The sequence below is a fragment of the Leisingera sp. JC11 genome, from assembly GCF_040704725.1.
Classification (GTDB): Bacteria; Pseudomonadota; Alphaproteobacteria; order Rhodobacterales; family Rhodobacteraceae; genus Leisingera.
The window spans coordinates 1-17,139 of record NZ_JBFCVS010000038.1 but is presented as its reverse complement, the minus strand read 5'-3'; the positions used below and the strand labels follow the sequence as shown (position 1 = coordinate 17,139).

Here is a 17,139-nt window from a genome sequence, read left to right as displayed (position 1 = left end):
TACAACACTAAGCGGCCTCACAGCGCCTTGGGATACCGGCCGCCTGCGCCGGAAACCATCGTCCCGATGGACCAAAGGCCAGTCATGCACTAACAATCAAACCGGACCAGTCAGATCAGGCTCCCCAGGATCGCAAGGGTTGGCGCTGGGGCCGGAACTTGCCAGCATCGCATCTCAGACGTTTCAGAACACATCGGCGCAGGTTCAGGACGGTGCGGGATGGAACCTGACCGCCAGCGGCAACTTTGTCGGATTGCGGCAATATGGTGTCCTCGAAAGCGGCAAGCGGTACTATGTTCGGGTTTCGTGGTCCGGTAACGACGAGGGCAGCGCGATCCGTGCCCTGATCGGCGGAAATCTGGGGCAGATTGCCGGCACTGAATTTGACGTCAGCGGAACGCATGAATTCAGAGTAGTTTCTGGCAGTGCTGACTTCCTCATGTACGCCTCCGGGTCCACCGCTGGCGACATGGTGCGGATGGAAATCGAAAGCATCCGCGAAATCCCTGGTAACCACCTCGCCCAAGAGCAAGCGGCCGAACGAATGGAATTCAAATCCATCGGCGGCGCGATCTGGCTGGAGAACGATGGTCTTGACGACAATGGGCTGCAGTTGGCGTCTGACCTTTCTGTCAAGATGGTGGCGCTGGCGTTGCAGTACAAAACCGGCGTCGAGACAGCGGCGGATGATTACCACACGCTGTGCTCTGACCTAGCGGGGCTAACCTCTGGCTCGTCTGACCGTGTAATGCTGCACCAGAACAATGCAGGGTTATTCACGGGGACAGGGCCGTGGCGGGTTTCTGTAAGCGGCGGGGTATTCGGAACAGACATTCTGCCGCTCCCTTGGTCGCTGGTTCTCATCAAGCGTGCCGACCACGCAGCTTTTAATGTGGGGAACTTCTTCGGCAGAAACTTCACCAACTCCGGGCGGGCTTGGAAGGGACGTGGGGCACCTGTCGGCGCGTTTAGCGAGATACCGTCTGATGCGGAATTGTCGAAGCTTCACACATGGGCGCAGCGCCACTTGGGGGTCGCATGACAGATTTTACACTCCGCGCCGCCTTGATCGTCCCAGGCAAGCAGGTGGCAGCAGCGCGCCGCATTGCCGGTGCACTAGGCTGGGGATTTGAGTGCTACTCTGTTCCGCTGTCTGCGAGCGGCGCTGACCCTGCCACTCATTGGGGCCTGTCAACGAAAGTGAAACCGGATTTTCTCGCAACGCTGACCGATGCAGGAAGCGGCACGGTGCCAGACGGTGTTGATCCGGCTGACCTGGCGGAGGTGATGCTGGTGCTGCTTAAAGAGGTCGGCCCTGCCGAAACAACAGATCATGTTGCGCAATTCGAGGCCCTGGCAACGCTTCACGGGCTTCAGCGGGTCCAAATGGTTTCCGAGCCGTAGCGCCGCGCCAGCAGAGAAAAGGAAAGCCCCGGTTTGCGCCGGGGCTTTTGTCGTTTCAGGAAGGGGTGAATTAGGTTGGATACTCACCCAACTTCCTAAAATAGGCGTCCAAGGCGGGCCGTGCACTCCTCTTGGAACGGAATTTAAGGCCTAACCTGCTCCCTCGCCACCAAAGGATATCCACCTGGAGGACGCCAATGCCATCCACAGTCACTGTCAGCAACTCTTTGCGGTCAAAGACGGGGGCACCCTCAGGCAGCTCAATTCCCAAGCCGCCATAGCTTACATTAACTGTAGTGGCTGCGAGGTCTCGGACAGGAAGGTTGAGTGTGCAAGGAAGTTTTAGTGAAAGGCGGGGTTCCGAAGGTTCTGGCTGTCTAAACATGGGGCCGTTGATATGCCTCGTTCTGCTTCAGTAGCTGAAGTTTTTTTGTTTTGTTTCAGCATTCTATGAGGTCAGATGGAAGTTTGTCAACTTGCGATTTTCCGTGTCCCCGCTGCTGCATCTTTGTTGGGGATTGGCTGGCGAAAATGAGCGCAAGCTTTCCTGCAGAATAGGGCTGGCGAGTTGCTTAGTGCTCACCCTGTGTCAGGCTTGCGTCTCGCTATATCGGTCTCCGGCCTTTCTGGGACACGGCTGCTCAGAAAGGGAAGGCGACAAATCAAGCCTCAAACAGACCTTTCACGGTCTCAGATTTGGAGCTCAAGCCGCAATCGAAAGCACGGAAATGCTAGGCTAACCCTTCTCTACTGAGACGTGCCTTGACTTGGCATGGATTGTGTTGACCGAGTGCGTCGAGATGGTGCCGTCGGTGACATGCGGGGCAAAGAGCAATTGGATTGAGTACGCGTTCCTTTGTTACGATGTCGGAATAGAATTCCTCGCCGCAAACCTCGAGAAACTCGCCACTCTGTATCAACTCCTTCGCAGCGGCGCCGCAATCCCGGCACCGGGCTTCAGAAAGCGCTGTCGAGAGTTCTCTTTCAGTAACCTTTCGCTGGTAGTTGCATTTCGTATCCCCCATCCGCTTCCTCCGACTGGCTCAAGGCATAGTAGCCCACCTCCGTCGAGTTTTCGCAAGTCCCAATAAGGAGCGGCCTGCAAGTGGGAGCGATTGTGTTGCAGGCCGCTCTCCCCACCACGGCAGGTAGCGTGCTGTGGTGTTGTCGTTTTTGGCGCAGAGTGCGAAAAGGCCGCGTTCTATAGGGGCGAGGTTCTGCCGGGGCCGACCATCAGCCGGTCCGCATACTGTGCATGGCAAGAAGAATGGGGTACTGAGCGCGGCGACGATGCCGGCCAAGGGACAGAATAGGTGTTTAGTGAGGGGTGAAGAGTTTATTTTTCTGATCGAAGAGACCTATGAACGGGTCAATGATCTGAAGAGTCTGCTGAAAGAGAAGGGTGCGGAAAGCCTAATTCCAGAAGAACGGGATATTACCGCTGGAACGAGGAGGGAGCAGTTAGACGAGGCATCCAGATGGCTTTTCTTGCTCACCAACACGCTAAAGGAAAACTTCGCTGGAGCCCTGTCTCAGGCGGAGAGCCACCGCATTGCCTTGGCTCAGAAGGTCCGGCGGATGTTAGAGAGAGCTCTTCGAGCTGAGGAGTTTCCTGAATAGGAAACCGCGTTAGTGCGGCCCGCAGTCTGGGGAAACAATACCGTCTGTTGAACTTGAAGCTGACACAACCGATACCATTGAGCGTGTCAAGTGGCACCAGAAGCCGCTGAACTGCGGGATTATCGATCAAAGTAAGGAGAGGTGAATAGTGGCGAACTTGGAACTGACGCAGTTTATTCAGTGCGACATTGAAATTGAAGGCTCAGGGCCAACTCAGAAGGTTGTTGCCGGATGGGTTGCTAACGCACTGCGGGGGATTGCGGAGAAATTGGAGCGGGGAGAATACGAAGACGGGCACCATGACCTGGAACTGCGTTCCGGCAAGAAGCTGGGGTCTGTCTATTTCGATTTCTCGGAAGGTGAGCACTTCGACGATCTGGATGCCGACTGAGGTGTGAAGCGACCCACAATACTGGTTAAACAAGCACCAGTTACCTGCGGGTCGCTGCCCCTGTCGGCTAGGGGCAAGTTGATGGTAGGGCGGTTTGTTCGCCTTTTACGGGGAATTTTTGCAGGTGCGGGTCAGTTTCAGGCCGCGCCCAGTAAGGGAGCCATCAGATGCTGATTGACGCGGTTTTGCCAATGTTCGTCCTGGCTCTCATTGTCCTGATTGTGTGGGCCGTCTTTTCATTGATTGGCGAAATGGCGCGGGAGCGCGGACATAGCCCTTGGCCGTGGTGGTTGATTTCAATCGCCTGGTCGCCCATCGCGTCGATTGTAATTCTCTGGCTGTTCTTCCCAGTCAAAGAGGCCGAATAAGGAGAGGTCGGGTGCCGAAAGCGCTTAAAGACTACACGGATGAAGAACTGGCCAAGGTTGGCGGACAGCCCGGCTCACTGGAAGACTATCGGCACACGATGGAGTTTCGCCGCCGAGAGCTGACTGTTCACAGGGAGGTAGCTGATGCGCAAATCAAGGCTGCAAACTGGACGCGCTGGTCAGCGGTAGCGGTTGCTGTGTCGGTGGTCGTGACGGCTGCCGGAATATGGATCGATTGGATCCAGTAAAGGAGCGAGCGACCCGCGGGGTAATGGCACCAGTGGGAACGGTGCGGCAGGCCGCTCTATCCCGCCCCGGCTGATCGGGATCGTAGTAGTATAGCTCAGCGAGTGGAGCAGTCCAGAAAGGGAGTGAAGCGGCCCGCAAAGCTGGTTACACAAGCACTAGTTACGCGCGGACCGCTCAATCCCAACTGGGGAGTCTTGGGATGTTGAGAACGTAGGACGCAAGTATAGGTTGTCGAGGGCTGGGGCGAGCGGCCCGCGGGGTAATGGCACCGATGAGAACAGTGCAGCAGGCCGCTCCATCCCGCCCCGGTTGATCGGGATGGAAGCAGTATACCTCAGTGGGAAGGGCAGTCCAGAAATGTAGTTGAGCAACCCGCTGAACCTAACAATAGACACTGGTTAACCACGGGCTGCTCGCCCTGCATGAGGAAACGACAGGGTTACCTACTGTAAGAAGAAAAGTCCGAACTGCAGACTGCAGTATTCACTACTTGGAAAGTACAACCGATAGGCTAACATGCGCCCTGGGAAAATCTCTCAAAGAGGTAGGGATGTTTCAGTTTCTTAGCAGTGACAGTGGGGCTTGGGCTGAGTTTGAGTGCCCCGTGTGCTCCATAGGTTTGGATTTCAAACTTAGCGATGTGCCGGCGGAGGGGGATGCTTTTGAATGTCCAAGCTGCGCAGCCCTTCTGACTGTGCAGCACGTAAAGTGCGATTCCAAATAAGGAGGTGAGCGGCCCGCGAGATGTGCGCTCAGATGGGGTGGCGCTGCGGGCCGCTCTATCCCGCCCTAGAAAGTTTGGGATTCGGAGGCTTTAGCTCAAAAAGCGGAGCAGTCCAAGTAGGGAGCCTTGGGATATCAAAGACGTAGGCTGCAGGTAGAAGCTGTCTAGAACAGGAGAGCGGATGCTAGAAGGTACCCGCCAACGTTGACGGAATCAAAGCGCTACGGATATGTCGGCTAGACGCTCTTCAACTTCTTAATGGAAACACATTGACGAGGCGTTGCTGTTTGGAAAAAACCTAACGCCCCATTCATTTTCGAGAGACTTACTTTGTGCTAAAATTCAGCATGTGTGTAAGAATTTCAGGAGAGAGAAATGGCGGTTTGTGAAGCAGGGCCAGATTGTAGCATCGTGTGCCAAACTGGGTGTATTTGTGTCCAAGACCCCGACACCGGCGAATGCCTGTGCGATTGCAGCGAGGACGAGCCAGGCGGATTGGCGGAAAGGAAGTGGGGAAGATTCAGCTTCTCCGACAGTTCCCAAATCAATGTCGTCGCGTCGGACTTTCCAATCGGGAAATTCGCGGAGGTTCTCGGGTTCATCCGAGGCGAAGATGCCAAACCGGTACCCAAGGTGAGCGGGATCGCTACGGTCACGCTGAAGATGACAGGCGCAACCTTCGGCGATGTGGTTGATGAATTGGTTAGGCTGAGCGATTGAGCCAAGACTTCCCTTCGGCCAAGGTGTGGGCAAGTGTCGCTCCACATTGCCGTTGCGATACGCCGAGCGCTATCGATCTGGTTAGACACCTATTCGAAAGTACTGTTTTTCGTAGCAGCACCAAAGACAACAGCGGTCTGCTTCAGGGTGTTTGGCGCCAGAAAAGCGGAATCGAAAGGACGTAGGAAAACCACTCCCACTTTCACCATTCGTTTCCGGTTTGTCCGTGGGAGCGAAGCCGCCTAAGCCTCTGATTTGCCTCAGTTCAACTAGAACTTAAAATCTCCTGGCCGTATGGCCGTGCGGGTTCGAGTCCCGCCGTCCGCACCACATTGGAACCTGCCTGCCGCAAACCACGCAAACTTTGGGCTGACCGGCGCCGCCCTGGACGTGCCCTGGCCCGCGGGAGCTGGCATGGCGGATGTCTGTGATTTGGAAAACAATGCAGGGGAAATGAGGCCCCGGGCATCCCGGATGCGCGGATAGGTTCCGGCACGGCGGGGGGGAATACTTGGGACTTGCATGCGGTGGGGCAGCGGTAATATGAGTTTTCCGAGCCCGCTCGAATGTCTGTACCTCCCTGAAACAGGATTTTTTTGATTATGAACCCGTATGAGACTGTGCCTCCTTCCGGATTCTGGCGCACTGCTGTCGCCGACAAAAATTTTCTGGATATTTCAGAGCTTTGGGTTCCGAAGTTCCGGGTGACCCCAAAGAGTATGGTCTCCACTTACGGATCATGTTTTGCCCAGCATATCGGTAATGCTCTGGCCGCCCGGGGGTTCCGCTGGTGCCGGCCGGAGAAACGGCCCTTCGGGTTGAGCGACGAAAATGCGAAGAAATTCAACTATGACGTTTTCTCCAGCCGCACGGGCAATATCTATACTGCCACGCTGCTTCTGCAATGGCTGAGGTGGGCGTTCGGCGAGGCGAAAGTCCCGGAAGAACTGTGGGAGAAAGACGGCCGCTGGATTGATCCCTTCCGCCCGAATGTCGAACCTGGCGGTTTTGCCAGTAAGGAAGAGCTTTTGGAATCCCGGGCTGTTACACTGGCGGCTTTCCGGCGCAGCGTTGAGATGGCAGACATTTTCGTCTTCACTTTGGGGCTGACGGAACAGTGGCTGAATGCAGATGGCGGGTACGAGTACCCGATGTGCCCTGGAACCATCGCCGGCACCTTCGACCCGAAGGTGCACCAGTTCCACAATCTGAACTACGTGGAGGTGCAGGGGGCACTTAATTCCGCCATCAAAATCATGCACCGGGCCAATCCGCGCGTGAAGATCATCCTTACGGTCTCCCCGGTGCCGCTGACAGCAACAAACTCCGGCAAGCATGTGCTGGTGGCCACGATGCAGTCGAAGTCGATTCTGAGGGCGGTCGCGGGTCACCTGGCGGACCGCCGGGGGCGGGTCGACTACTTCCCGTCCTACGAAATTATCAACAGCCCGGCCTTCAAAGGGGCGTTTTTCGAGCCAAATCAGCGCAATGTCGCTATGCCCGGGGTCCGGTTCGTGATGGATACCTTCTTCCGCTGCCAGGCAGAGACCTTCGGCATCAACGAAGGCAGCGGCGGCGCCAGTGTATCACCCAATGAGAAGCAGAACGATCTGGTGTGCGAGGAAGAAATCTTGTCGAAGTTTGGCGGTCAAAAATGAAAGTATGTGTTGTTGGCAACAGCCACTGCGGTGCGCTGATCGAGGCGTGGCGTCAGATTTGCGGCAGCTGGGCGGACCTGTCCCTGACTTTTTTTGCAACGCCGGGCACCAAGATCAGGAATGTGGCGCTGCGGGACGGCAAGCTGGTTGGCTTGACGGACGATGTGCGGGAAATTTTGAAAGTGACCTCGGGGGGACTGCAGGAATGCGACCCGGAGCAGTATGACAGCTTCCTGTTTTATGGGTTGATCAAATCACCAAAGGCTGAGCACACAGACGTAAAATATTCTGCTGCGGTTCGTGAAGCCGCGCTGACGGACAGATGCGTGGAGAGTAATGCGGCGCGGCTTATCGGCCAGCTGCGGACCGTTACAGACAAGCCAGTGAGTGTCGCGGCGGCCCCCTTCAGAGTGCCCGCAGGGACGGATACCGCGTCCGCATGGACGTGCTCGCACGAGGAGGAGACCGCTTTTTTCCAGCGCGTTGCCTTCGACAAGCTTAGCGCATCCGTTATCGCCCAGCCCAAAGAGACCGTGATCGGGCAGACACGGGCGACTTTTGCCGAGTTCTCCACCGGGTCAAAGCGGCTGCAGGTCGAAACCGAAAGAGCCCCGAAAGCGCATCCAAGCGGTGAAGTCAGCCATATGAACTGCCGATATGGGGAAATCTGGTTAGAGCATTATCTGCCAACCATTCGAAAATGAACAAAGGCGGAGAGATTTTCTCTCCGCCTTTTTGTCAGTTGCGTCCGCGGCAGGATAATCAGAGGGCGCGAGTGCTGACTGTAGCGTTTGCGTACAGATTGCGTTGCTGTGACGGTAAATTTATGCAACATGTTGCGCGGAATGTGAAAGATCCTGCACATATGGCGCTAATCCACGAGAAAATTTCGGCCCTCTTGGAAGACATGAACCTGTCCAACCGGCAGGCGGCTCTGAAATGCGGCATCCCCTATGGCACCTTCAACAGCGCGCTGAAACATCAGCGCGAAATCGGCTGGAGCACGCTGGATGCGCTGGCGCGGGGGCTGGGGGTGTCGTTCCAGTATTTCTCCTCTGACACCGCGGGGCTGGAGCTGCTGCCGGAAGCCCGTGCCGATGCGGATGCCGCCAGGGCCTTTGATATTCTCAATGCCCGCATGCAGGCCGCCGCGCGGTCCCGCCAATACAGCGGCTGCGATGTGTCGCTGCAGGATTTCCTGGACTGGTGGTTTGCCAACAGCGGCCGGCTGGAAGGTTTCGAGCGGCTGCAGCACGCGGTCGACATGTTCGATCCGCCGGATGCTGAACAGAACCGCATCCAGCCGATCCGCTCCGGCCCGGCCAGCCTGGCGTCGATCTGTTTTGAGGTCTCGGACAGCGACCAGCTGCGCGGCACGCTGAACGGGTTCAGCGACAAGCTGAACACGGATCTGGTGATGGCCCACAGCGAGGCGATCAGCCGGGGCGAGCCGGTGATCACGCATCCCTCCATCGACGTGAAGCTGTTGAACGGGCGGCGCTTCACCCGCCAATACCGCCGGGTGCTGGCACCGGTCTATCTGCCCGACGGCAAGCTGCTGGTGGTCAACTTTTCACAGGACATCAAAACCGGCTAAGTCGCTTTGCAGCATATGCTCCATCTCCAGCCGCGAGGCGCCGACGAACCATTCGGTGCTGCTGCGCACCTCCGGTTCCGGGGCCCGCCACTTTTGCGCCCTCGGGATGGCGCGGGTGAAGCCATAGACCAGATCCAGCCGGGCCTGCATGTGGCGGTCCGGGATGAAGGCATAAATCCAGTCCACATCCCATTTCTGAATCGCCAGGATATGCAGGATCCGAATGAAGGGCGCCAGCCGCTCCGCCCGGCGGCCGCGGTGGCCGGGCAGGAATGTCAGCTCGCCGACATAGGCCAGCCGCCCGCGGACCTCGCGGGCCAGCGGTGCGGCGACGCTTTCGACCCCGCCGCCGGCGCCGTTGGGAAACTGGTGGCGAGAGGTGCGCAGCAGGTAGTCCGCCAAGGTTTCCCGGCCCAGGTCCTGCAGCATCGAGGCCGCACCGCCGATGTAGGCATCGCCCTCCTTGAGGAACAGCCAGAAGGCGGAGTTTTCGGTGTGGTCCGCCCGCTCGATCGCGAATCCGGGCATCTGGAACAGGCGTCCGGTGGCGGCGGCGGTTTCGGGCACTTTCTCGAAATCGGTGAACATTTCGATCTGCAGCCCGGTCTCCGCAAGCGCACTTAAATACCCCGAAAGCGTTTTCCCCAAGTCCAATGAGTTCATTAAGGTCCCCCGTCACAAATTCTTCATTCCGGGATAGCCCGGATTGCCTGCTGACGCCGCCACAGAGTGCGGAATGACTAAAATCTTAACCACTTTTACGGTAAATTTTCTATTTCCCTCAGGCGGGTTTGTTCCGCTAAGTGCCGCAGCCCGGCGGCGGTATGGGTTGTTTTACAAAGAAAAAGCCCGGCAGCTGCGCTGCCGGGCTGAATCACGCCATGGTGTCTCAGGGTTGTATCAGCCGCGGCCGCGGTAGGGCGGCACGCCCTGGTCCGGGATCCAGACGCCTTCCGGCATCGGGCCGGTCTGCCAGAACACGTCGATCGGGATGCCGCCGCGCGGGTACCAGTAGCCGCCGATGCGCAGCCATTTGGGCTCCAGGAAATCCGCCAGGCGGCGGGCGATGGAGACGGTGCAGTCCTCGTGGAAGGCGCCGTGGTTGCGGAAGGAAGTGAGGAACAGCTTCAGCGATTTGCTCTCCACCAGCCATTCGCCCGGCACATAGTCGATCACCAGATGGGCAAAATCCGGCTGCCCGGTCATCGGGCAGAGCGAGGTGAACTCGGGCGCGGTGAAGCGCACGTTGTAGGCCACGTCGGCCTGCGGGTTCTGCACCCGCTCCAGTTCCGCCTGTTCCGGGCTTTGCGGCACGATGGTGTCGCCGCCCAGCTGTTTCAGGTTGCTGTAGATGCTGTCGGACATGTCAGGGTTCCTTGTTGTCAGACGCCGCGCTTGTTGCCCCAGACCAGCACATGCAGCTGGGGCAGGACGCGGGGGGTGAACCAGCCGTCGCCGGTCACTTTTTCGATGAGCCACAGCAGCCGGTCGGTGGCCTGCTGCAGGTCGACGGGCAGGTCGGGGTCGACCTCAGGGTTGCCGGGCTGCAGGTACAGCGGCAGCTCCGGGTGGCGTTCGGCAGCGGCCTTGGCCCAGGCGTAATCCTTGTCGTCGAAGATCACGATCTTCATCACCGCCTGGCCGCAGCCCTTGGCGGCTTCCAGGCATTGGTCAAAGGCCTTCCAGTCCACCGTCTCGCCGCTGGAGGGGGGCTTGGGGCTCAGCACCAGCGTGTCGAGATCCGCAAACCAGGGCTTGCTGACCGATCCCTGGGTCTCGCAGGCAAACCGGTAGCCCTCGGCCTTGCCGTAGGCAATCACCGGGGCGAAGTCCTGGATCGCCGGGTTGCCGCCGGAAATCGACACCGTCAGCGGCTTGCCGCCGGACAGGCGGCGGACCTCAGCCATGACCTCTTCGGGCGCCATCACCGCCCAGTCGTGGCGGTAGGCGCTGTCGACCGCATGCATGCTATCGCACCAGGAGCAGCGGTAATCGCAGCCGCCGGCGCGCACAAACACCGTGGGTTCCCCGATCAGGGCGCCTTCACCCTGGATCGTGGGGCCGAAGATTTCTGCAATGCGCAAGCTCATGGCCGGTATTCCGCCCAGGTTTTGGGCGTCTCCGAAACCTTCACGGCGGTGACTTCCGGCCAGCGCGCATGGCACCAGTCATAAAAATGCTTCGCCATGTTTTCCGCCGTCGAATGCCCCTCCAGCACATCGTTCAGATGCCGGTGGTCGAAGGTGCCGTCGATGTACTCCTTCAGCGGCTTCAGCTCGTGATAGTCGCGCACAAAGCCGTCCGCGTTCAGCTCTTTGGCTGCCAGCTCCACCACAACGATGTAGTTGTGCCCATGCATCCGGGCGCATTGGTGGTCGGATGGCAGATGGGTCAGCTGATGCGAGGCGGAGAAATGAAACTCCTTGGTGATCCGGAACATCAGGCGCCGTCCTTGCCTGCAATGGCGGCTTTCCAGAAGTCCGGGTCGGCATAGTCTGTCGGGTCTTCGACGCCTGCCAGATGGAAGGCCTCGCGCCGCTCCACGCAGGTGCCGCAGCGGCCGCAGTGCTTCTCGCCGCCCTTGTAGCAGGACCAGGTCTCGGCAAAGGGGGTGTTGTGCCTAGCACCCGCGGTGACGATGTCGCCCTTGGTGCGGTGCACAAACGGGGTGTAGAGCCGAACGTCCGCATAGCCGTCCAGCGCCGCCCGCTGCATCGCATCAAACGCCTCGGTGAAGGCCGGGCGGCAGTCCGGATAGATGAAATGGTCGCCGCCATGCACCGCCGTGGCCACGGCGTCGTCGCCGTTTGCAGCGGCAATGCCATAGGCGATGGTCAGCATGATGGCGTTCCGGTTCGGCACCACGGTGACCTTCATGGTCTCTTCCTCGTAGTGGCCGTCCGGCACGTCGATGTCATCGGTCAGGGCCGAGCCGGAAAGCGCGGCGCCGATACCCCTCATGTCGATGATGTCATGCGGCACGCCCAGCCGTTTGGCAGCGGCGGCGGCATAGTCGAGTTCCTTCTTGTGGCGCTGGCCGTAGTCGAAGGAGACAAGACGGGTCAGCTGATGCTCCTCAGCGACCATATGGGCAAGCGAAACGGAATCCAGCCCGCCCGAGCAGATAACGATAGTCTTCATGTTTGAACCCTTGTTTTGGTGACCGGGTAGGCTGCGACCGGTTCCGCGCGTTTAGCAGCAAGCGGCAAATGGCGCAAGCCGCGGGCGTATTGCGAACATTTGGCAGGACTTGCTGGGGAAATTTGAAAATGCCCTATGGGTCGGGCCAAAGGCCCGGCCCGCGCCTGACCTTCCCGTCCTGCCGAAGGCATGCTTCCAGCATGGCGAAGGCGCATTTGCGCACTCCCAAGGTCAGGCCCGGGCCTAATGCTTTGCGCTACACGGGCGGCAGCTCCCCCTCCAGCCACTCCAGAAATGCCCGCGATGCCGGGGTGCTGGCATGGCTTGGCGGCGGCATCAGGAAGTAGTTCTCCAATAGCTCCGCCGAGTGATCGCCGGCCCTGACCAGCTGGCCGCTTTGCAGCAGCCCGCCCGCCAGCGTGTCATGCGACATGGAGATCCCGGCGCCATTCACCGCCGCGGTCATGGCAATCACGTAAGTGGAGGCCAGGTTGATCTCGTGGTTGCGCTCAAACGGCAGCTCCTGCGACTTGAACCACGCCCCCCAAGAGCCTGTCACGCCGCCGCAATCCAGCAGGGTCGCGGTGCTGAAATCAAACTCGCCGCCCTGATAACCCGGCGCGCAGACCGGGTAGAACCGGTCCCGGGTCAGCCGGACCGCTGCCGCCGACATATCATTCGGGCGGCCAAAACGGATCTCGGTCCCGGCAGAGCTGGCATGGCGTTCCGGGTCCCAGATCGGTGTCACGATGTTCAGCACCAGCCAGGGGAATTTTTCATAGAGGCGCGGCAGGCGCGGCGACAGCCAGAAGACTGAGAACGCCATATTGCACTGCAGCACCAGATGCCGGCCCTGATCGCCGCCGGTAAAGGCCTGGGTGCCCGCGGCAATCAGGTCAAAGGCTTCGCGGACGATCGGCATGTAATTCGCCCCGGCCTCTGATAGCTCCAGCGCCCGGGTTTTGCGGATGAACAGCTCGCGGCCCAAAAAGTTCTCCAGGCTGCGCACATGCTGGCTGATTGCCGATTGGGTCAGGTTCAGCTCCGCGGCGGCGCGGGTGAACGAGAGGTGCCTGGCACTGGCCTCAAAGGCGCGCAGCCAGGTGAGCGGGGGCAGGGAGGAAGAGGGCGATCCGGGGGACGGCATGGATGTATCACCTATGCATTAGTACAATTAATGCATAGCGGCTGAATCAATCGTTTGTCAGCAGCGAATACGGCTGGCACCACTATGGCAACCGAATTTGGAGGCGTCACAATGAACAAGCAAACGGACCTGAGCCCGAACCTCACCCACTGGCAGGAGCGCGTCGATATGGCCGCCGCCTTCCGCTGGACCGAACGCCTGGACATGCATGAGGGCGTCGCCAACCACTTCAGCCTGGCGGTGAACGAGGATGGCAGCCAGTTCCTGATGAACCCCAACCAGGCGCATTTCCGGCGCATCAAGGCCTCCGATCTCCTGCTGCTGGATGCCAACGACCCCAAGACGATGGACCGCCCCGACGCGCCGGACCCGACTGCCTGGGGCCTGCACGGCTCCATCCACCGGCTGTGCCCGCACGCCCGCTGCGTGATGCATGTGCATTCGATCCACGCCACCGTGCTGGCCTGCCTCGCTGACAGCACCCTGCCGCCGATCGACCAGAACACCGCCACCTTCTACAACCGCTATGTGGTCGACGGCGATTTCGGCGGTCTGGCATTTGAGGACGAGGGCGCCCGCTGCGCGTCGATGCTGACTGATCCCAAGGTCAAGACCATGATCATGGGCAACCACGGGGTGCTGGTGATCGGCGACAGCGTCGCGGACACTTTCAACCGCCTCTACTATTTCGAGCGCGCCGCAGAGACCTATATCCGGGCGCTGCAAACCGGCCAGAAGCTGCGGGTGCTGAGCGACGAGATCGCCGAGAAGACCGCGCAGGAGCTGGAGGATTACCCGGATCAGGCCGAACGCCACCTGGCCGAGCTGAAAGCGATCCTCGACGACGAAGGCTCCAATTACGCCAGCTGAATAGGCTTTCAATCCAGGCAGTGACGCCACGGGCGGTTGATTCAGTTGCCCGGCGGCTTGCTGCATCCAATCGTAACATCCCTTCAGCCATCCAGAAGGTTCCAGATGCCTGATTACGTCCCCACCAATGCTGCGTCCTCGGGTGTGAAGCTCGACAAGAAGACGCTGAAATCCATCGCCGCCCGCAGCGACAGGCCCGGGCTGATCTACCTGGCGCAATGGCTGGCTTTCCTGACCGCCACCGGCACCCTGGTGTGGGCCGCGCTCGGCACCATCTGGATGTGGCCCGCCATGCTGCTGCACGGTATCTTCCTGACCGTTCCGGCCTATTCCTTCAGCCATGAGACCGCGCACGGCACCGCGTTCCGCACCCGCTGGCTGAACGAGACGGTGCTGTGGGTCACCTCGCTCCTCTACATGGAGGAACCGCTGCACCGCCGCTACACCCACACCAACCACCACACCCATACCTGGTGGGTCGGCAAGGACAGCCAGATGCCGTTCGACACGCCGATGGGCTTTGGCGGCTGGCTGGCCGAGATCACCGGCTTTGCGCTCTTGCGCTTCCACATGCAGGTCTTCGTGCATCTGGCGGCCGGCCACTACACCGACACCATGAAGATGGTCACGCCCGAGGGCGAGTTCGCCAGGATGACCCGCAACGCGCGCATCATGCTGATGATCTATGCGCTGATCGCCGCGGCGCCGTTCCTGGGCATCTGGTGGCCGGTCTGGCTGATCGCGGTCCCGCGGGTACTGGGCGCGCCTGTCATGCTGCTGTTCACCCTGATCCAGCATGTGGAGCTGCAGGAAAACTCGCCCTCGATCCTGGAAAGCACCCGCTCGTTCCGCAGCAATTGGCTGGCTGAGTTCCTCTATATGAAGATGAACAACCACGTCGAACACCATCTGTATCCGCAGGTGCCGTTCCACGCGCTGCCAAAACTGGCCGAGGCGGTGCAGGACCAGCTGCCGCAGCCCGATCCCGGTTTCTTCAGGACCAACCTTGAAGTGCTGTCCGTGGTGCTGCGCCGCTCCCTGGGCCGCCCGACCAAGGCCGCCACAATCCGGCAGGCGCCGCATATGATCACCGGCGGTGGTCCGGTGCAGCGCGTTGCGCAACGGACCATGTAATTCCCGCCCGATCCCAAGACCAGGAGCCGCAAGAATGAGCCAATGGATTGACGCCTGCGCCACCGATGACATCGACGAGGAAGACCTGATTGCCTGGGAGCATGACGGCAAGTCCTATGCGATCTACAACACAGCAAAGGGCTTCTTTGCCTCCGATCTCATGTGCACGCATGAGGAGCAGAGCCTGGAGGACGGTCTGGTGATCGACTGCGTCATCGAATGCCCGCTGCACGGCGGCCGCTTCGACATCTGCACCGGCAAGGCGCTGTCCGCCCCGGTGCATCAGGACCTCAAGACCTACCCGGTAAGGGCTGAGGGCGGAAGGGTTTTTGTGAATACCGGCTGACGCGTTCCTCCCCGGATAGCCAGCGGCTGGCCGCCCCTCGGGGCCGCTTTTATTGATCGGATTGCCATCTGATCCTGATCAAGGCAGCGATTGTCCGGTCTCCCTATGCATGAATCCAGAGAGACTCGGCAGCTATAGGAGAAAGCCCATGTTGCGCCTTGCATCCATCCTGTATTCGCTGATCGGCAGCAGCCTGGCAGGGGCCGGGGTGATTGCGGTGCTGGCGGCCGGGCTGGTCACCACACAAGCCATCATCGGTGCCGCTGCAGGGGGCGCGGTGCTGGCACTGCCGGTGGCCTGGATGGTGGCGAAACAGCTCTATGCCCGCGGCGCCTGACCCGGCTCAGGCGTTCAGGAACACCCGCGCGGCGGCCTCGAACTCCCGCGGCTTCTCCGCGTGCAGCCAATGGCCCGCGCCGGGCAGCTTGGCAAAGCGGGCATTGGGGAACCGCGCGCGGATCTCCTCGCGGTGCTCCGGCAGCACGTAATCCGACTCGGAGCCTGACAGGAACAGGGCAGGGCCGTCCCAGGCGGCGTCCGTCTGCGGGAAGGACATGATGTTCGGCATCTGATCCGCCAGCGTGTCCAGGTTCAGCTTCCAGCGCTTGTTCGGCAGGTCCAGCGACTGGGTGAAGAAGCTCTGCAGCGCAGGCTCCACCCCGGCCTCGGCCAGTTTTGCGGCGGCCTCGGGGCGGCGCTCGATGGTCTCCAGGTCCAGCGACTTCATCGCGTGGATATACTGGATCTGGGTATGGCCGTAGGCGACCGGCGCGATGTCGGCAACCACCAGCTTTCGCACTGCCTCGGGATGGTTCAGCGCCAGCATCATTGCCGCCTTGCCGCCCATCGAATGGCCGATCACATCCATCCGGCCGCCATGGGCGCCGATCACTTCCTCCAGGTCCCCGGCCAGCTCCGGATAGGTATGGCTGTTCTCGCGCGGGCTGTCGCCGTGGTTGCGCATGTCCACCGCAACCACCTGCCGCTCATCCGACAGGCGCTTGGCGATGACGCCCCAGTTGCGGGCCGAGCCATAAAGCCCATGGGCAATCAGAAGCGGGGTTTTTCCGGTGGCAGTGCCATGAGTGATCGTGTTCAGCATGCCGCCTTGATAGCCGCGCAGGCGGAGGCTTGCCACCCCCATTGAGGCAGCCGCAGGGGCAGGCTAGGGTGGCCTCGCAGCGCAGCATGGGGAGAGTGCCGCAATGGCCGCCAGCCTGGACCAGGATATCGAAGACATCCGCACCCTCCTGAAGGAGCGCGAGCACGCATCCGGCGATCTTGCCGCCGCGCTGAAACGGGTCCGCCGCCGCATCCCCCGCCGGATCTACAAGCAGGGCATGAAACTGGCCGCCGCGCTGCCGCTGCTGGAGCACCCCAGGCTGCGGATGACGGTGGACGAAAAACCGCTGCAGGGCGCCGCCCGCGAGGTGAAGGCGCATCTGCAGAAAATCGATCTTGCCGACCGCCGCAAAGGCTTCTGGCTGGGCGTGCTGGGCAGCATGGCGTTTTCCATCCTTTGCGTGCTGATCCTCTTGGTGGTGGTGCTGCGCTGGCGCGGCCTGATCTGATTTCCCGCTTTACGCCGCCGCCGCTATCCGCGTTCAGATGGCTCCGGTCCAGCAGCCGGCCGCTCCCGCCCTTTTGTGGCCTGGCTGCGGCAGGCCCTGTAGCGTCGGGCAGGGCGCCGGGCCGGGATTGTTAATGCTGCGAACGCCCTCGTAATACACTGTTAATAAATAAGGTTTCGCAGCGAAACCCCTTTTCTGT

At 60.2% G+C, this 17,139-nt stretch carries 23 protein-coding genes; 15 read left to right on the top strand and 8 right to left on the bottom strand.

Annotated features, from left to right (window positions below):
• Positions 1-139 precede the first annotated feature (139 nt).
• On the top strand, positions 140-1,042 hold the full coding sequence (locus AB1A62_RS21515) for a hypothetical protein (RefSeq protein WP_366663512.1): 903 nt from the start codon (positions 140-142) through the stop codon (positions 1,040-1,042).
• Positions 1,039-1,404, top strand: coding sequence for a hypothetical protein (locus AB1A62_RS21510; RefSeq protein WP_366663511.1), 366 nt, complete (start codon positions 1,039-1,041; stop codon positions 1,402-1,404). Before AB1A62_RS21515 ends, AB1A62_RS21510 begins: the two co-directional genes overlap by 4 nt.
• Positions 1,405-1,474: 70 nt before the next feature.
• On the opposite strand, the gene AB1A62_RS21505 is transcribed toward AB1A62_RS21510, so the two are convergent.
• Positions 1,475-1,789 (bottom strand): PilZ domain-containing protein, encoded by a 315-nt coding sequence (locus AB1A62_RS21505; protein WP_366663510.1) that lies wholly within the window; start codon positions 1,787-1,789, stop codon positions 1,475-1,477.
• A 905-nt stretch (positions 1,790-2,694) separates the two neighbouring features.
• On the opposite strand from AB1A62_RS21505, the gene AB1A62_RS21500 reads away from it, so the two are divergent.
• From AB1A62_RS21500 to AB1A62_RS21465, 8 genes are all read left to right on the top strand, one after another.
• Positions 2,695-3,024: a hypothetical protein gene (locus AB1A62_RS21500; protein WP_366663509.1), complete on the top strand. Its 330-nt coding sequence runs from the start codon at positions 2,695-2,697 to the stop codon at positions 3,022-3,024.
• A 148-nt stretch (positions 3,025-3,172) separates the two neighbouring features.
• Positions 3,173-3,415 (top strand): hypothetical protein, encoded by a 243-nt coding sequence (locus AB1A62_RS21495; RefSeq protein ID WP_366663508.1) that lies wholly within the window; start codon positions 3,173-3,175, stop codon positions 3,413-3,415.
• 167 nt (positions 3,416-3,582) lie between these two features.
• Entirely contained in the window at positions 3,583-3,783 is a 201-nt protein-coding gene (locus tag AB1A62_RS21490) for a hypothetical protein (RefSeq protein ID WP_366663507.1), read from the top strand.
• 11 nt (positions 3,784-3,794) lie between these two features.
• A complete protein-coding gene (locus AB1A62_RS21485; RefSeq protein ID WP_366663506.1) occupies positions 3,795-4,031 on the top strand; it encodes a hypothetical protein in 237 nt (78 codons plus the stop codon).
• 1,100 nt (positions 4,032-5,131) lie between these two features.
• Positions 5,132-5,476 (top strand): hypothetical protein, encoded by a 345-nt coding sequence (locus AB1A62_RS21480; RefSeq protein WP_366663505.1) that lies wholly within the window; start codon positions 5,132-5,134, stop codon positions 5,474-5,476.
• 602 nt (positions 5,477-6,078) lie between these two features.
• Positions 6,079-7,134 (top strand): GSCFA domain-containing protein, encoded by a 1,056-nt coding sequence (locus AB1A62_RS21475; RefSeq protein ID WP_366663504.1) that lies wholly within the window; start codon positions 6,079-6,081, stop codon positions 7,132-7,134.
• Positions 7,131-7,838 (top strand): hypothetical protein, encoded by a 708-nt coding sequence (locus AB1A62_RS21470; RefSeq protein WP_366663503.1) that lies wholly within the window; start codon positions 7,131-7,133, stop codon positions 7,836-7,838. Before AB1A62_RS21475 ends, AB1A62_RS21470 begins: the two co-directional genes overlap by 4 nt.
• 143 nt (positions 7,839-7,981) lie before the next feature.
• Positions 7,982-8,731, top strand: coding sequence for a helix-turn-helix transcriptional regulator (locus AB1A62_RS21465; protein WP_366663502.1), 750 nt, complete (start codon positions 7,982-7,984; stop codon positions 8,729-8,731).
• Here the strand turns inward: AB1A62_RS21465 and AB1A62_RS21460 are convergent.
• From AB1A62_RS21460 to AB1A62_RS21435, 6 genes are all read right to left on the bottom strand, one after another.
• Complete coding sequence (locus AB1A62_RS21460; protein WP_366663501.1) at positions 8,708-9,394, bottom strand: hypothetical protein; 687 nt, start codon at positions 9,392-9,394, stop codon at positions 8,708-8,710. The genes AB1A62_RS21465 and AB1A62_RS21460 overlap by 24 nt on opposite strands.
• Positions 9,395-9,631: 237 nt before the next feature.
• Positions 9,632-10,096 (bottom strand): preQ(1) synthase, encoded by a 465-nt coding sequence (gene queF, locus AB1A62_RS21455; RefSeq protein WP_019295560.1) that lies wholly within the window; start codon positions 10,094-10,096, stop codon positions 9,632-9,634.
• A 17-nt stretch (positions 10,097-10,113) separates the two neighbouring features.
• Positions 10,114-10,821 (bottom strand): 7-carboxy-7-deazaguanine synthase QueE, encoded by a 708-nt coding sequence (gene queE / locus AB1A62_RS21450; RefSeq protein WP_366663500.1) that lies wholly within the window; start codon positions 10,819-10,821, stop codon positions 10,114-10,116.
• Positions 10,818-11,171 carry a 6-carboxytetrahydropterin synthase QueD gene (queD, locus tag AB1A62_RS21445; protein WP_366663499.1) on the bottom strand — a complete coding sequence of 118 codons (354 nt, stop codon included), beginning with the start codon at positions 11,169-11,171 and terminating at the stop codon, positions 10,818-10,820. Before queD ends, queE begins: the two co-directional genes overlap by 4 nt.
• Positions 11,171-11,872: a 7-cyano-7-deazaguanine synthase QueC gene (queC, locus tag AB1A62_RS21440; protein WP_366663498.1), complete on the bottom strand. Its 702-nt coding sequence runs from the start codon at positions 11,870-11,872 to the stop codon at positions 11,171-11,173. Before queC ends, queD begins: the two co-directional genes overlap by 1 nt.
• A gap of 256 nt (positions 11,873-12,128) precedes the next feature.
• Entirely contained in the window at positions 12,129-13,019 is an 891-nt protein-coding gene (locus AB1A62_RS21435) for a LysR family transcriptional regulator (RefSeq protein ID WP_366663497.1), read from the bottom strand.
• Between the two features lie 111 nt (positions 13,020-13,130).
• Between AB1A62_RS21435 and AB1A62_RS21430 the strand changes: the two genes are divergently transcribed.
• From AB1A62_RS21430 to AB1A62_RS21415, 4 genes are all read left to right on the top strand, one after another.
• Positions 13,131-13,889, top strand: a complete 759-nt coding sequence (locus AB1A62_RS21430) for a class II aldolase and adducin N-terminal domain-containing protein (RefSeq protein WP_366663496.1) — start codon at positions 13,131-13,133, stop codon at positions 13,887-13,889.
• Positions 13,890-13,994: 105 nt separating this feature from the next.
• Entirely contained in the window at positions 13,995-15,023 is a 1,029-nt protein-coding gene (locus AB1A62_RS21425) for a fatty acid desaturase (protein WP_366663495.1), read from the top strand.
• A gap of 34 nt (positions 15,024-15,057) precedes the next feature.
• Positions 15,058-15,369 carry a non-heme iron oxygenase ferredoxin subunit gene (locus tag AB1A62_RS21420; protein WP_366663494.1) on the top strand — a complete coding sequence of 104 codons (312 nt, stop codon included), beginning with the start codon at positions 15,058-15,060 and terminating at the stop codon, positions 15,367-15,369.
• Between the two features lie 148 nt (positions 15,370-15,517).
• Positions 15,518-15,706: a hypothetical protein gene (locus AB1A62_RS21415; protein ID WP_366663493.1), complete on the top strand. Its 189-nt coding sequence runs from the start codon at positions 15,518-15,520 to the stop codon at positions 15,704-15,706.
• 6 nt (positions 15,707-15,712) lie between these two features.
• Here the strand turns inward: AB1A62_RS21415 and AB1A62_RS21410 are convergent, their stop codons facing one another.
• Positions 15,713-16,471, bottom strand: coding sequence for an alpha/beta fold hydrolase (locus AB1A62_RS21410; RefSeq protein ID WP_366663492.1), 759 nt, complete (start codon positions 16,469-16,471; stop codon positions 15,713-15,715).
• Positions 16,472-16,574: 103 nt separating this feature from the next.
• Between AB1A62_RS21410 and AB1A62_RS21405 the strand changes: the two genes are divergently transcribed.
• Positions 16,575-16,940 carry a hypothetical protein gene (locus AB1A62_RS21405; protein WP_366663491.1) on the top strand — a complete coding sequence of 122 codons (366 nt, stop codon included), beginning with the start codon at positions 16,575-16,577 and terminating at the stop codon, positions 16,938-16,940.
• The last annotated feature ends 199 nt before the right edge of the window (positions 16,941-17,139 follow it).